The organism is Mycobacterium montefiorense, assembly GCF_003112775.1.
Classification (GTDB): domain Bacteria; phylum Actinomycetota; class Actinomycetes; order Mycobacteriales; family Mycobacteriaceae; genus Mycobacterium; species Mycobacterium montefiorense.
Genome location: NZ_BFCH01000019.1, coordinates 161,439 through 175,673 on the forward strand (window position 1 = coordinate 161,439; position 14,235 = coordinate 175,673).

The window sequence follows — 14,235 nt, forward strand, 5'->3', positions numbered from 1 at the left end:
GCGAGCGTGCAGGTCACCCGGGAGGTCAGATGTCCTACGAAAGCAGCGCTGAGCCGATCAAGGTCGGCTACTTGATGGACTTCACGCTGCCGCCGGGATTTCCCGAGGATCTGTTCGCCTCTTTCACCCAGACTTTCGACCTCATTTTCGAGGAGGCCACCGCCCAGGGTCTGATTGACCGTCCCGTGCAGATGATCTATCGCGAGGTGGAGGGTCTGCCCAAGGGTTCGGTGAAGGCGGTGATCGACGCATACGGCGAACTGGTCGACGAGGGTTGCCTGCTGGTCTTCGGGCCGCACATCACCGATAAATGCGTGCCGGTGCGTGAAGCGATCGAGGAACGATTCAAGGTACCGGCCATCGCCGTGACCGGCACCGACGACTGGCTGGGCGAGTGGACCTTCGCCTTCCCGCAGGGATCGATGACCGATGAGCCGATCTTCCTGGCAGACCTGATCGCCAAACGCGGACTCGCCGAAATCGGTGTGCTGGTCGAGCAGAGCCTCATTGGCGAGAGCTACCTGAAGAACCTGCGAACTGCCTGTCGGCGCAAGGGCATTCGCATCGTTGCCGAAGTCGCGATCGCGCAGACGGCTCAGGACATCAACGCCGCGGTCCGGACGCTCCATGAGGCAAAGGCCGAGGCGATCGTGCACCTGGGCTTCGGATTCGGAATCGTCTTCATCAACCCGGCGCTCGAGGCCCTCGGTTGGGACCCGCCCCGTTTCACCACCACCGCATGGCAGAACGCATGGGTTAACCCGATCATGTGGAACGCGTTCCTGGGCTGGACCGGTGTCGACCAGTACGACGAGGCGAACCAGATCGGCCAGGACTTCCTCGACAGCTACGCGAAGAAGTACAACGGCAGTCGCCCGGAGTTCTGCGTGACCGTCGTCAACCGCGACGTCGCCGCCACCCTCGTACGGGCCTTCACCGACGCTCACCCGTTGAGTCCGCGCGGCGTCAAAGAGGCGCTGGAGCGGGTCAAGATGATGCCCGCCGCCTCGGGCGCGCCCGGAACTCGGGTGTCGTTCGGCAAATGGACCCGTCGCGCCTGGATGGGCGCCGGCTACCTGGTGGCCCGGACTCTCGATGCCGACGGAATCAACTCACACCTGGTGGATCGCTTCGGAGAGGAAGACTGATGTCCACAGAACAGTCCACACCACTGACGACAAACGACAAACCCACGCAGCCGGGCGCAAACCGGGGTTGGGGCGGCTGGATCGCCGGCGCCGCGCTGGCGGCGTTCGCGCTCTTCTTCATCGCGAATTGTCGTGTCGCTCTTGACCCGCGCGTCGCCAATCCGAATGTGCAGGGCCGGCCCCGGCCGGTGAAGTTCATCTTCGGCCTGGACTACATCACCTTCCTGCATATCTCAACGTGCATCATGCTGCTGGTGCTGCTGGTGGTGTTCATCCGGGGCTGGCGCCGCAACCCGGGCAGCCCGGTCATGCTGATGTTCCTGTGCACCACGTTGATCGTGTGGCAGGACCCGATCATGAACTGGTCGCCGTTCGCGGTGTACAACCCCGACCTCATTCACTGGCCGGAGTCCTGGCCGTTGGTATCGCTGTCGCCGACCGTCGAGCCGTTCGTCGTATTCGGCTACGTCACTTTCTATTTCGGTCCGTACTTCCCGGCGATCTGGATCCTGCGCAAACTGCAGGCTAAATACGGGCCGCAATCGTTCGTGTCGCGACATCCGTTGTGGAGCCTGGGCCTGCTGGCCTGTGTGATCGGCTTCATCTTCGACGCATGGCTGGAGATCCAGCTCGTGCACGCCGGCATGTACATCTACTCCCAGGTGATTCCCTGGGGCTCGGTCTTTACCGGCACCACGTTCCAGTTCCCGCTGATCTGGGAGTCGTTTTCGGTCACCTTTGTGATGGTGCCCGCCGCGATCCTCTGCTATCGCGATGACACCGGAAAGTCGGTGGCCGAGAAGCTGACTGCGAAGGCCAAGATCTTCCCCAGCCGTCCGGTGCTCGGCACTTTCCTGGTGATGTTCGCCATCATGAACGTGTCGTACTTCGCTTACGGCGCCTGGTTCTGGGCCATCAAGGTTAGCCATGCGGCGACATCGGTCGCCTGCCCGTGGCCTTATCCAGAAGCCAAAGTTTATGACCCGCAGGGATTTTACGAGAAGGCGGGCGCCCAGGGCCCGTACTCGGTCGGCATCTGGTCGACCTGGGCGAGCGGCGAACCGAACGGCCGGCCGCACGTCGAAGCGCCGCCGCAGGGTCAGGGCGCCTGCGCGACCGCGAGCAAGAATGGCTGAGCCACGCGCGGTTGTGATCACCGGTGCGTCCCGCGGATTGGGATTCGCCTCGGCCGTGCGCCTCTATCGCGAGGGGTGGCGGGTGGTCGCGGCCATGCGCACACCCGACCTTGGGCTTCCGCTGCTGCGGGAGGCAACCGGGGCCGCTGACGATGACGACCGGCTGATCGGCGTCCAGCTCGACCTGTTGGATGCCGCCTCGATTGCTGGTGCCGCCAAGGCAATTGAAGAAGCCGTCGGGGCGCCATTCGCTCTGGTGCACAACGCCGGGATCTCCGCGGCCGGAATGGTGGAGGAGACGGATATGGCGTTGTGGCAGCGCATGTTCGCCACCAGCGTGCTGGGACCGGTCGAACTCACCAAGGCCCTGTTGCCGTCCATGCGCGCGGCGGGTCAGGGACGCATTGTGCTGGTCGCCAGCACGGCCGGGGTGCGCGGCCAGCCGGCCACCGCGCCCTACTCGGCGGCCAAGGGCGCGTTGGAGCGCTGGGGCGAGTCGATGGCGTGCGAGATCGCGCCCTTCGGTCTGGGTGTCACCGTCCTGGTGTCCGGCACCTACGACACCGAAATCATCACCGACGCGGGCACCGTCGATGATCGCAATTTCGAGGGCCCTTACGCCCGACTGCACAACACCATGAACAGCCGCGGACGGTTCGCGATGAAGATGGCTCGGCCCCCCGAACGGTTCACCGACGGACTGGTCAGGGCGCTCGCTGACGAGGCGCCGTTCCGCCGCCGCGGTGTCGGGCCGGATGCGTCAATGTTGCTGACATTCAACCGGATTCTGCCGTCTTCAGGAATGCACCACATGTCGCGGATCGTCTTGGGCATACCCAAACAGGGTTCGATGCGGGGTGGGGCATGGCCGTTGACTCTCACCCAGAAGGTGATGGTGCTTGGTGCACGCGTTCTTCCGCAGCCGGTGCTGCAGCGCTTGGCGGCGCTGGCGGCGAAGCGCCAACAGGGGAGTGAGGGAAAATAAATGGAACAGCTATTCGACGACCTGGAGGATTTCGGCTCCTTCGACGACGCGATATCCGGTGACGTGCGTGACCCGTACACCGAATTGGCGCGCATTCGCCGCGAGGAGCCCGTGCAGCGACTCGAGACGTCGGGAGCGTTGCCGCACGAGGAATCGCTGCCGATGTTCATCGTGTATCGCCACGAGGACATCCAGCAGATGCTGCGCGACAACGAGACGTTTTCGTCGTCGGCGGTGATTGCGGCGTTCGGCCCGGTGCTCGGTGAGGGCGTGATGCTCGGCATGGACGAGCCGGTTCACGGCCGGTTGCGATCACTGGTGTCAAAGGCGTTCTCGCAGAAGTCATTGGCGCGCTGGCAGGACGAGTTGGTCGGCCGTGTCGCGAACAGTCTGATCGACAAGTTCGCGGCTAATGGCAAGGCGGATCTGGTCAAGGAGTTCACCTTCGACTACCCGAGCCAGATCATCGCGGGCCTGTTGGGCCTGCCGGAAGAGGACTACCCGCAGTTCCAGCGGTGGTCGATTTCGCTGCTGAGTTGGCTGATGAATCCCGAACGCGGGCTTGCCGCCTCGGCCGCGCTGTGCGAATACTTCGCCCCGATACTCGAAGCCCGGCGCGCGGAGCCGAAGGAAGACTTGATCAGCGCGCTCGCTGCGGCCGAGATCGACGGCGAAAAGCTCGCGGACGAAGAGATCTTCTCCTTCCTGCGACTGCTGTTGCCGGCCGGCGTCGAGACGACTTACCGGTCGTTGGGCAGCCTGCTGCTGGCGCTGCTGTCGGATCCCGCACAGTTGGATGCCATCCGTGTCGACCGGTCACTGCTGCCGCAGGCTATCGAGGAGGGGGTGCGCTGGGAATCACCGCTGTTGACCATTACCCGGGTGGCGACGCGCGACACCGAACTCGGCGGCGTGGCCATCCCGGCCGGGGCGACGGTGATGCCGATGCTCGGTTCGGCGAATCGGCAAGAAGAGCGATATCCCGACCCGAACACGTTCGACATTCACCGCGAGGCTCGGGCAAATCTGGGCTGGGGGCACGGCGTGCACGTCTGCCTCGGCATGCACCTGGCGCGGCTCGAGATGCGGACCGCGATCAACCTTTTGTTGGACCGGCTGCCGAATCTCCGGCTGGATCCCGACGGGAACGACCCACACATCCGTGGACAGGTGTTCCGGTCGCCGACGTCGGTTCCGGTGCTGTTCGACGCGCAGAAGTAGGGCGGCCATGGCGTCGAGCGGACGTGCGGTAATCCCACGTCAAGGGCCTGCCCGCAGGTGGTAAGTTGCCAATCGGCTAGTTTCCAGTAAGGCTCTCCGCAGGGACGAGTCACAAGATCACGAGTCTGAAGAGAGCTGAACAAATATGGCTGACACTGTAAAGGTCCGGTTCGAGCCGAAGATGATGATCGACGGGAAGCTCGTCGATGGCCAGGCCGGCACCTTCACCAACATCAACCCGGCGACCGAGGAGCCCCTCGGTGAGGTGGCCGACGCCTCGAAGGAAGACATGCTCCGGGCCATCGACGCCGCCCGTCGGGCCTTCGACGAGAGCGACTGGTCGACCAATCGCGAGTTGCGTAAGCGCTGCCTGTTGCAGCTGCACGACGCGATCGAGGAGGAGAAGGAAGAGCTGCGCGAGGAGCTCATCCTCGAAGTTGGTTCGCCCCGGGCCATCACGTTCGGGCCTCAGTTGGATGCCCCGCTGGCCGACGGACTGAAGTACCCGGCCAGGTTGATCGACGAGTACGCCTGGGAAACCGATCTCGGCGATCGAGTCATCAGCCTCACCGGTGCGAACACCTCCATCAAGGTTTGGCGGGAGCCGGTGGGCGTGGTCGGCGCCATCGTGCCGTGGAACTTCCCGTTCGAGGTCACTCTCAACAAGCTCGGCCAGGCACTGGGAACTGGCAACACCGTCGTGCTCAAGCCGGCGCCCAACACCCCGTTCAACGCGACCCGGCTGGGCCGGCTGATCGCCGAGAAAACCGATATCCCCGCCGGCGTGGTCAACGTCGTCACCGCGTCGGATCACTTTGTGGGCGAAGAGCTTACGCTGTCGCCCAAGGTCGACCTGATTTCGTTCACCGGGTCTACGGTGGTCGGCAAGCGGATTATGGAAAAGGGCGCGGCCACCATGAAGCGGCTGTTCCTCGAACTCGGCGGCAAGTCGGCCACCATCGTTTTGGAGGACGCCGACTTCGGGTTGGCCTGCGCGATCGGCATCGCCCCGTGCATGCACGCCGGGCAGGGTTGCGCGAACCCCACCCGGATGCTGTTGCCGCGGTCTCGTTACGAGGAGGGTGTGGTGATCCTCAAGGGCATCTATGAGAACGTCACATGCGGTGACCCGCAGGACGCGGGAACGCTGTGCGGCCCGGTGATCTCGGAGAAGCAGCGCGATCGCGTGATGGGCTACATCCGCAAGGGTGTCGAGGAGGGCGCCACGGCACTCGTCGGCGGCCCCGATGCGCCCACCGGTTTCGACAAGGGATACTTCGTCAGGCCAACGCTTTTCACCAACGTCGACAACAAGATGACCATCGCCCAAGAGGAGATCTTCGGCCCGGTGTTGTCGGTCATCCCGTTCGACGACGAAGAGGACGCGATCCGAATCGCCAACGACAGCGTCTACGGCTTGGCAGGCAACGTGATGTCGGGATCGCTGGAGCATTCGCTGGCGGTGGCCCGCAGGATCAAGGCCGGCTTCATGGGCGTCAACGGCGGCGCTCCGTATGGCGCCGACGCACCGTTCGGCGGATACAAGGACAGCGGGGTGGGCCGCCAGAACGGCGTGGCCGGGTTCGACCAGTACACCGAGATCAAGACGGTCGGTTATCCCGTCGGCTAGACCGTAAAGTGCTGTGGCCCAGCACTTGACTGGGCGATCCTGCCGGGCCGTCATGCAGCTGCTGCCGAGTTCGCTCACCCGGCTCCTAGTTCAGCGGCAATGATGACTGCAGTCGTTCGGCGGTCAGCCTGCGCAGCTGTGCGAAATCACCGGTGTGGCCCAGCAATCGCAGTGCGCTCTCGGCGATGACCCAAGGGTGATCGGGCGGGCAGACACCGTCGTCCAAGCGTCGGTTGATGACTGACTCAACCAAACGAAACGGCAGGTCATCAGTTTCTGGCGGCCCGTTGCTCTCGGCGACGACGGCGCCCGAGAGCTTGCGGTAGCGGGCCCGCAGCGCGCTGCGGCGCCGACGGAATGTGCCGAAGCGGCCGGCGCGCAGCTCCGGAAGCAGATAGAGGGCACCGAGATTCCATCGGCTGCCGCACAATTGAGAAGTATCACCGACCACCAGGGCGTGCAGCCGCGGTGCGCCCGGTCCGGCCTCGCCAAGTAGTTCCTTCGCCAGCCGCAGCGACTCGTCCACGGTACCGGCGAGCAACGCGTCAATGATGTCGTCCTTGGTGGTGAAGTAGTGATAGAGCGACGCCTGCCTGATGCCGACGGCTTCCGCGATGCGTCGCGTCGAGGTGGAAGCATACCCGACTGTCGTGAACAATTCGGCGGCCGCGTCAAGAATTTCGTCCCTGGCGGTCAGTTCCGGCCGATGCGATACCACCAGTCTAGGACGCCCACGCCTGTCATTGCGCATGCCACATTCTCCCAACCCGGTGAAAATTTGGCAGCCGGATGCAGATATTTCTATCATGTGATAGAAAATCAGGGATCGCGCTCATGCAATCGAATTGCAAGTGGATAGCCGCGCCGCCAGATAAGGAGACCGCGATGAGCACACCCGCGAGCACCGATTCGACCGGCGGTGCCAGATTGCACGCGCGTGCCCAGGCGCAGCAAGCGACGATGCGAATACCGACGACCCCACCGGACATCGAGTGCTCGCGGCTGTTTTGGGCCGAGTCGATTCCGGTGAACGGTTACGTCACCAAAGTTCTCGCCAGGGGCAGCCGTGTCCGGCTGGCAGACCCCGACGGCGGCGCGTGCGCACATGTGCTGCTGTATCGCGCCGAGGCGCCCTGGGAGCGGTTGAACGTCGCCGACACCATGAAGGTGCCGTGGCATGCCTACCTACGCGCGGGCCATCCGCTGCTATCCGATCAGGGCCGGCTGCTGGCAACTGTGGTTGCTGACTCCTCGGGCCGCCACGACATGCTGTGCGGGCCCACGCAGGCCGGACGTCAGCTGTTGCAGTTAGGCGCCATCAAGCACGGCCTCGACATACGGGACGTGGCGGCGTCGGCATCGTTCTTCCAGGGCGTTCACGTCGATCCTGGTTGCGGCGCACTCGAATTCACGGGTTCCACCGGCCCTGGGGCGGCAATCGATCTCTTGATTCACCTGCCGGTGGTGCTGATACTCGTCAACGCCGCTCACCCACTAGACCCAGATCCGTCGGTTACCGCGCTGGATGTCCTGGGTTGGAAAGCGGGCGAGGAGCTGACAGCGCCGGTCAATGACGATCCCGAATACCTGCGTGCATTGTTCAACAGCGAGGCGGCCTGGTTGGCAGCCACCGGATCGGAGGTCGCCCGATGACAACCACTGTGCAGTCGAAGATCATCGTTGACGAGATCGTGGCGGCCTGCGCGCCCTGGTCGGCGATCGTCCATGCCGGCCAGCAGCTGGAAATCGTTGACCTGGAAGGAAATCAGGCGGTGGATTGTCTGCTGTACGCCGCCGATGACCACACCCAGCGTTACAGCGCTCAAGCCACGGTGGCGGCGCAACGCAACATCTTCTTGACCACTGGCTCGGTGCTGCGAACCGCGGACGGCACCGCGTTGATGGAGGTCGTGTCCGATGATGTCGGCAATCACGACACACTTGCGGGAGCCTGTTCGCAAGAATCGAACACATTGCGCTACGGCCATCACACCGTGCACCAACACGCCTGTGCCGAGAACTTCCTGAGCGAAGGCGCCAAATGGGGCCTGGGCAAGCGCGACATCGTCCCAAACATCAACTGGTTCATGAACGTTCCAGTCGAAGCGGACGGCACGCTGGGTATCGTCGACGGCTTGTCAGCGCCTGGCAAGAGCCTTACCGTCCGTGCCGTGATCGACACGCTGGTGTTGGTGTCGAACTGTCCGCAGATCAACAATCCGTGCAACGGCTTCAACCCGACACCCGTATGAATGGTGATTTCGCGTCCGTGACACACATCGAGGTGCTGCGGTCCGGCATGCTGACCACCGTGCAGGACTGGCCCGGACGTACCGGGTTTTGGCATGTCGGTGTGCCGCCCTCCGGTCCGATGGACGACCTGTCGTTTCGAATCGGAAACCAGGTAATCGGAAACCCCGAGGGGGCGGCGGGCCTGGAATGTACCAAAGCCGGTCCATCGCTGCGCTTTTCAACAGCGACGTGGGTGTGTGTGACGGGGGCCGCGGCGCCGGTCACCATCGACGGGAATCCGGCTCCGCAATGGCGGTCGGTGTGCGTGCCCGCGGGGGGTGTGCTGGATATCGGCATGGTCACTGGGCCCGGTATGCGGTGCTATGTCCTTGTTGCAGGCGGCATTTGTGCATCGGAGTATCTGGGCAGCGCCGCGACATTCACGCTGGGTGCCTTCGGTGGTCACCAAGGGCGCTCGCTGCGGGACGGGGACGAACTGAGCGCCGCCGGCGGGCCAGAGGTGACGAACGGCGAACGCCACCCGCGCTCCCAATGAGACCCAGCCCAGTATCGGCAACCGATGGGAGCTGGCGGTGACCGAGGGCCCGCACGCGGCGCCCGAGTTCTTCACCCGCTCGGACATCCACGAACTGATCAGCACCGACTACACCGTGCACTTCAACTCCGACCGAACCGGCGTTCGCTTGGTCGGCCCGAAACCACAGTGGGCTCGTCTCGACGGGGGCGAGGCGGGCTTGCACCCGTCGAACATCCACGACACCGCGTACTGCATTGGAGCATTGGATTTCACCGGCGATACACCGATCCTGCTGGGGCCCGACGGACCCAGCCTCGGTGGGTTCGTGTGCCCGGTGACGGTGGTGAACGGCGACCGGTGGAAGCTTGGCCAGATGGCGCCTGGGGACGCGGTGCGGTTCGTGCCGGTGCGAGCCGATCGGGCACCGTCATTGCGGTCGCTTGCTACGTGCAGACGGGCGTCACTGCCGCTGGTCATCTCGACATCCGGTGACCGCGACGACGGTGTGCTTCAGCGCTACACGGCCGGCGACGGTACCGCCGTTACGTTGCGGCGCGCCGGCGACGGCGGGGTGCTCGTCGAATACGGCCTGATGGCACTGGATTTGGCGATGCGGGCACGGGTTCAAGTGCTCTATGAACAGATCCGGGCGCGCAACGTCACCGGTGTGCTGGAACTGACCCCCGGGGTGCGGTCACTACAGATCCAATTCGCTCCCGATCAGCTGTCCTGTGCCGAAGTGACTGAACTGGTGGCCGAAGTGGACGAATCTCTCCCGCCATGGCACGAGCTCGTAGTATCGAGTCGTTCGGTTCGGCTACCCCTGTCGTGGGACGATCCGGCCACCCACGAGGCGATCCAGCGATACATGCACGGTGTGCGTGCCGACGCGCCGTGGTGTCCGTGGAACATCGAATTCACCAGGCGCATCAATGGTCTGGATGACCACTCGCAGGTGCACGACATCGTCTTCGACGCCAAGTACCTGGTTCTGGGGCTGGGGGATGTTTACCTGGGCGCACCGGTGGCCACGCCGTTGGATCCTCGGCATCGGCTGGTGACAACGAAGTACAACCCTGCGCGCACCTGGACACCGCAGAACGCCGTTGGCATCGGTGGCGCATACCTCTGCGTTTATGGGATGGAGGGGCCCGGCGGTTACCAGCTCGTGGGACGCACCACCCAGGTGTGGAACCATCGTCATCCCGACGAAGCCGCCTCGTTCGAACCCGGAATACCTTGGCTACTCAGGTATTTCGACCAAATCAGCTTCTTTCCGGTGGGCGCCGAGGAACTCTTGGAACTGCGCGCGGACATGTCTGCCGGACGCGGCCAGGTCGACATCACCAGCGGTGAGTTCTCGCTGGCTGACTATCGCCATTTTCTCAAAGACAACGACGACAGCATCGCCGAGTTCCGCCGGCAGCAAGCTATGGCGTTTAACGCCGAACGCGAAGCTTGGCACCTCGCCGGGGAATTCACCCGGGCCTCCTGAAGGGAATCGATCGAAACCATGAGCGTGTGGATCTGCCGACGTCCGGACGCCGAGCTTGTCACGGAGCTGGCCCAAAGCCGTTCGAGCCGAGGAACACTGGCAGGGATGCGGCTGGCGGTCAAGGACAATATCGATGTGCAAGGCTTGCCCACCACCGCCGCCTGTCCCGAGTTCGCATATCAGCCTGACCGTGATGCACCGGCGGTGGCGGCGCTGAGGGCGGCCGGCGGGGTGGTGATCGGCAAGACCAATCTCGACCAGTTCGCTACCGGGCTGGTGGGGACGCGTTCGCCGTATGGCGTTGTGCCCGATAGTCGAAGGCCGAGCCATGTCAGCGGTGGTTCCAGTTCGGGCTCCGCCGTCGCGGTCGCCTGCCAGGAGGCAGATATCGGGGTCGGCACCGATACGGCTGGTTCTGGCCGGGTGCCCGCAGCATTGCAGGGCCTGGTGGCAATTAAACCGACGGTTGGTGTCATCAGCACCGACGGCGTCGTGCCGGCATGCGAATCATACGACTGCCTAACGATATTCGCGCGCGAGCTGGCTTTGGCCAATCGTGCCATGGCGGTGATGGCAGCGGGTGCGCCGGGACGAAGTTGGCCGGCGGATACCCGGCTGGCGGCGCCGCCGAACCCGGTTGTCGCCGTGCCCAATGAGCTCCCCGAGCTGGACGAGCACTGGCGTGCGGCGTTCGAGAACGCTGCCGCGGCACTGGCAGACGCGGGTGCCCGCATCCGTGCCATCGACATGACACCGTTCTTGGCGGCGGCCCGGCTTCTCTACGATGGCGCACTTGTCAGCGAAAGATATGATGCCGTAGGGGAATTCATCGACCAGCATCCCGACGCATCGCTTGATTCGGCGGTCCAGCGGATTATTGGCGGCGCCCGCGACATCCCTGCCCATCGGCTGCTTCGAGACCGTCGGGAAGTCCAGCGGCTGTACCGCCGCGCCATGGCATCGTTAGACGGGGCCGACGCGCTGTTGGTGCCGACCGCCCCGATGCATCCGTCGATAGTCGAAGTTGCGGCAGACCCGATCGGGGTCAATGCACGAATGGGGACCTACACCAACTTCTGCAATCTCTTCGACATGTGTGCGGTCGCCGTACCCGCGGGTACGGCGGGCGAAGCGCAGTTCGGGGTGACGGTGCTGGGGCGGGCCTTCGATGATGCCGTGGCGCTCGACATCGCGGCAAGATTGACTGGCGACGCGTTGTCAGAAGCTAGCTGGCCGTTGGCCGTTGCCCGCAACGTCGAGCTGGTGGTCTTCGGCGCACATTTGCGTGCCGGCCCGCTGGCGCACCAGCTCACTGACCTCGGTGCCAGTTTCGCCGGTGCGGCGACTACCGCGCCGCGCTACCGGATGGCAGTGCTGGATGGCGACCTGCCCAAGCCGGCGGTGACCCGAACACCCGACGGAACAGTCGGCACGGCGCTGACGGGGCACCGTTGGCTGCTTTCGCCGGCCGCGCTCGGTACGTTCCTGGCTGCACTACCGGCGCCGATGCAGCTCGGCAAGGTTGAACTAGCCGACGGCACTTGGTGCACCGCGTTCGGCTGCGACGCAGCGGTCGCCGCTGCCGGCACCGACATCAGTTGCTACGGCGGCTGGGCCGCGGCGATCGAGGCAGGCGCGGTCGGTTAGACCGGCCGCTGTCGACGCGCGTGCGACCAGGGCGTCGCGTGTGCGCTTAGCGCCGACTCCGTCGGCGTGTCAGCACCCAACGCGCACACTCATCGCCGGCAGTGCGTCAACGAATTGGCAAGCCCCACCGCGCGGGATCGGTGTGGCCACTGTGACGCCCGGTCCGCGCACATCTCCTATACCACCCCGGCACTAGGCCGCCCAACCCCTTGGTTGACAATCGAGGCAAGACCGGAGTCAAAGGAGACATAACCATGCCTGAAGCTGTCATCGTCGAAGCCGTGCGCTCGCCAATCGGCAAGCGCAACGGCGGACTTTCCGGGGTGCACCCCGCGGAGCTGTCCGCGCAGGTGCTCAACGGACTGGCCACCAGGGCCGGTATCGATCCCGTAATCGTTGACGACGTTATCTGGGGCTGCGTGATGCAGGCCGGCGAGCAAGCCCTCGACATCGGCCGCACCGCGCTGTTGACCGCGGGGTGGCCGGAGACCGTCCCGGGCGTGACCGTCGACCGCCAGTGCGGATCCAGCCAGCAGTCCATCCACTTCGCCGCGGCCGGCGTGGTGGCCGGCCACTACGACGTGGTCGTCGCCGGCGGCGTGGAGTCGATGTCGCGCACCCCGATGGGGGCCTCACTGGCCAATGGTGGCCGGCCCTACCCGCAGGAATTCATCTCCCGCTACGACGGCAAGATTCCCAACCAGGGCCTGGGCGCCGAGATGATCGCCGAGCAGTGGGGACTCGACCGTACCGCGCTCGACCAGTTCTCCCTCGACTCCCACGAAAAGGCCGCTGCTGCACAGGATTCCGGCGCCTTTGACGACCAGATCGTGGGCATCAAGGATTCCGACGGCAACGTCGTGCTCAAGGACGAAGGCATCCGCCGCGGCACGCCGATGGAGAAGATGGCCTCGTTGAAGCCGGCGTTCAAGGAGGACGGCGTGATTCACGCCGGTAACTCCTCGCAGATCTCCGACGGCGCGGCCGCGCTGCTGTTCATGTCCGCGGAGAAGGCCAAGGACCTGGGACTCAAGCCAATTGCCAAGGTGCACACCGCAACCCTGGCCGGAGCCGACCCGGTCATCATGCTGACCGCGCCCATCCCGGCCACCCAGAAAGTGCTGCAGCGATCCGGCCTCTCCATCGACGACATCGGTGCCTACGAGGTCAACGAGGCGTTCGCGCCAGTTCCGCTCGCCTGGCTGAAAGACATCGGCGCCGACGAGACGAAGCTCAACCCCAACGGCGGCGCGATCGCGCTCGGCCACCCACTCGGCGGCTCCGGGGCGCGGATCATGACCACGCTGCTGTACCACATGCGGGACAAGGGAATTCGCTACGGCCTGCAGACGATGTGTGAGGGTGGTGGCCAGGCCAACGCCACCATTGTGGAGCTGCTGTGACGGACGCTGACGGCGCCGCACCGGCGGTGCTGGTCGAGCGCCGGGGCAACGTGATGGTGATAACCATCAACCGGCCCGAAGCGCGCAACGCGATCAACGCAGCCGTCAGCATCGGCGTCGGGGATGCGCTGGAAGAAGCGCAGCACGACGCCGACGTGCGGGCAGTGGTGATCACCGGCTCCGGCGACAAATCGTTTTGCGCCGGAGCCGATCTCAAGGCGATCGCTCGCCGGGAGAACTTGTATCACCCCGACCACGCCGACTGGGGCTTTGCCGGTTACGTGCGCCACTTCATCGACAAGCCCACCATCGCCGCGGTCAACGGCACCGCGCTGGGTGGCGGCACCGAGCTGGCGCTGGCCAGCGACCTGGTCGTCGCCCACGAGCTGGCCAAATTCGGTCTGCCCGAGGTCAAACGCGGATTGATCGCCGCTGCCGGCGGTGTCTTTCGCATCGTCGATCAGCTGCCCCGCAAGGTGGCGATGGAACTGCTGTTGACCGGTGAACCGATGACGGCGTCCGACGCCTGGGAATGGGGCCTGGTCAACCAGGTCGTCAAGGAAGGCTCCGTGCTGGACGCCGCGCTGGCGATGGCGGCCCGCGTCACCGTGAACGCGCCGCTGTCGGTGCAGGCCAGCAAGCGCATCGCTACCGGCGTCGACGACGGCGTGATCACCGGCGACGAGGTGGGCTGGGAGCGCACCGTGAACGAGATGCGCACCCTGATCAGATCCGAGGACGCCAAGGAAGGGCCATTGGCGTTCGCCGAGAAGCGGGAGCCGGTCTGGAAGGCGCGTTAG

The 14,235-nt window shown here is 64.8% G+C and carries 11 protein-coding genes and 1 pseudogene; 11 read left to right on the forward strand and 1 reads right to left on the reverse strand.

Going from position 1 to position 14,235, the window contains the following annotated elements:
* Window positions 1–29 precede the first annotated feature (29 nt).
* From DB708_RS19035 to DB708_RS19055, 5 genes are all read left to right on the forward strand, one after another.
* Window positions 30–1,148 (forward strand): ABC transporter substrate-binding protein, encoded by a 1,119-nt coding sequence (locus DB708_RS19035; RefSeq protein WP_108924526.1) that lies wholly within the window; start codon window positions 30–32, stop codon window positions 1,146–1,148.
* Window positions 1,148–2,284 (forward strand): spirocyclase AveC family protein, encoded by a 1,137-nt coding sequence (locus tag DB708_RS19040; RefSeq protein ID WP_108924527.1) that lies wholly within the window; start codon window positions 1,148–1,150, stop codon window positions 2,282–2,284. The genes DB708_RS19035 and DB708_RS19040 overlap by 1 nt, the downstream gene beginning before the upstream one ends.
* Window positions 2,277–3,269: an SDR family oxidoreductase gene (locus DB708_RS19045; protein WP_108924528.1), complete on the forward strand. Its 993-nt coding sequence runs from the start codon at window positions 2,277–2,279 to the stop codon at window positions 3,267–3,269. Before DB708_RS19040 ends, DB708_RS19045 begins: the two co-directional genes overlap by 8 nt.
* Window positions 3,270–4,490 (forward strand): cytochrome P450, encoded by a 1,221-nt coding sequence (locus tag DB708_RS19050; RefSeq protein ID WP_108924529.1) that lies wholly within the window; start codon window positions 3,270–3,272, stop codon window positions 4,488–4,490. It begins immediately after the preceding gene.
* 145 nt (window positions 4,491–4,635) lie between these two features.
* Window positions 4,636–6,120, forward strand: coding sequence for an aldehyde dehydrogenase family protein (locus DB708_RS19055; protein WP_108924530.1), 1,485 nt, complete (start codon window positions 4,636–4,638; stop codon window positions 6,118–6,120).
* A gap of 85 nt (window positions 6,121–6,205) precedes the next feature.
* Here DB708_RS19055 and DB708_RS19060 read toward each other — a convergent pair whose 3' ends face one another.
* The gene (locus DB708_RS19060; protein WP_108924531.1) at window positions 6,206–6,871 is read right to left on the reverse strand and encodes a TetR/AcrR family transcriptional regulator; all 666 of its coding nucleotides are present in this window, start codon (window positions 6,869–6,871) and stop codon (window positions 6,206–6,208) included.
* A 134-nt stretch (window positions 6,872–7,005) separates the two neighbouring features.
* Between DB708_RS19060 and DB708_RS19065 the strand changes: the two genes are divergently transcribed.
* The 6 genes and pseudogenes from DB708_RS19065 (at window position 7,006) to DB708_RS19090 (ending at window position 14,235) form a co-directional block, all read left to right on the forward strand.
* Window positions 7,006–7,773 (forward strand): DUF1989 domain-containing protein, encoded by a 768-nt coding sequence (locus DB708_RS19065; RefSeq protein WP_108924593.1) that lies wholly within the window; start codon window positions 7,006–7,008, stop codon window positions 7,771–7,773.
* Window positions 7,770–8,372 (forward strand): urea amidolyase associated protein UAAP2, encoded by a 603-nt coding sequence (locus DB708_RS19070; protein WP_108924532.1) that lies wholly within the window; start codon window positions 7,770–7,772, stop codon window positions 8,370–8,372. Before DB708_RS19065 ends, DB708_RS19070 begins: the two co-directional genes overlap by 4 nt.
* Window positions 8,369–10,385, forward strand: a pseudogene (locus DB708_RS19075) (5-oxoprolinase/urea amidolyase family protein). Before DB708_RS19070 ends, DB708_RS19075 begins: the two are co-directional and overlap by 4 nt.
* Window positions 10,386–10,403: 18 nt before the next feature.
* On the forward strand, window positions 10,404–12,032 hold the full coding sequence (gene atzF / locus DB708_RS19080) for an allophanate hydrolase (RefSeq protein WP_108924533.1): 1,629 nt from the start codon (window positions 10,404–10,406) through the stop codon (window positions 12,030–12,032).
* 254 nt (window positions 12,033–12,286) lie between these two features.
* Entirely contained in the window at window positions 12,287–13,435 is a 1,149-nt protein-coding gene (locus DB708_RS19085) for a thiolase family protein (RefSeq protein WP_108924534.1), read from the forward strand.
* Window positions 13,432–14,235, forward strand: coding sequence for a crotonase/enoyl-CoA hydratase family protein (locus DB708_RS19090; RefSeq protein ID WP_108924535.1), 804 nt, complete (start codon window positions 13,432–13,434; stop codon window positions 14,233–14,235). Before DB708_RS19085 ends, DB708_RS19090 begins: the two co-directional genes overlap by 4 nt.